1 pseudogene is annotated in these 455 nt (G+C 59.8%); it reads left to right on the top strand.

The features are described 5' to 3' along the window. Window positions 1-455, top strand: a pseudogene (locus KP705_RS17630) (IS5/IS1182 family transposase); the annotation flags it as partial.

Raw genomic sequence — 455 nt, 5'->3', positions numbered from 1 at the left:
ATCGTGTTCCTGATGCCAAAACACTCTGGCTGTTCCGTGAGCGCCTGACGCAGGTGGGAGCGATCGAGGGTCTGTTCAACCGTTTTGACGCGACCCTGCGGCACGCCGGCTATCTGCCGATGTCGGGCCAGATCCTGGATGCAACGCTGGTGGCGGCTCCAAAGCAGCGCAACACGAACGCCGAGAAAGCCGATCTCCGGGCAGGCCGTATTCCCGAAGACTGGCAGGACAAGCCGTCAAAGCTGTCGCACAAGGATCGCCATGCGCGCTGGACGCTGAAGTTCACGAAAGCGAAGCGGCAGGACGATGGAACCATGCCGTCGAGTGATCTCGCTATCCCATTCTTTGGCTACAAACCCCACGTCTCCATCGACCGGAAGTATCGGTTCATCCGCAAATGGAAGACAACAGAAGCCGCCGCCAGTGATGGCGCGCGATTGAGAGAGGGGCTTCTG

Source organism: Gluconobacter sp. P1D12_c (assembly GCF_018812105.1).
Lineage (GTDB): Bacteria > Pseudomonadota > Alphaproteobacteria > Acetobacterales > Acetobacteraceae > Gluconobacter > Gluconobacter oxydans_A.
This window is presented reverse-complemented; position numbering and strand designations above follow the sequence as displayed.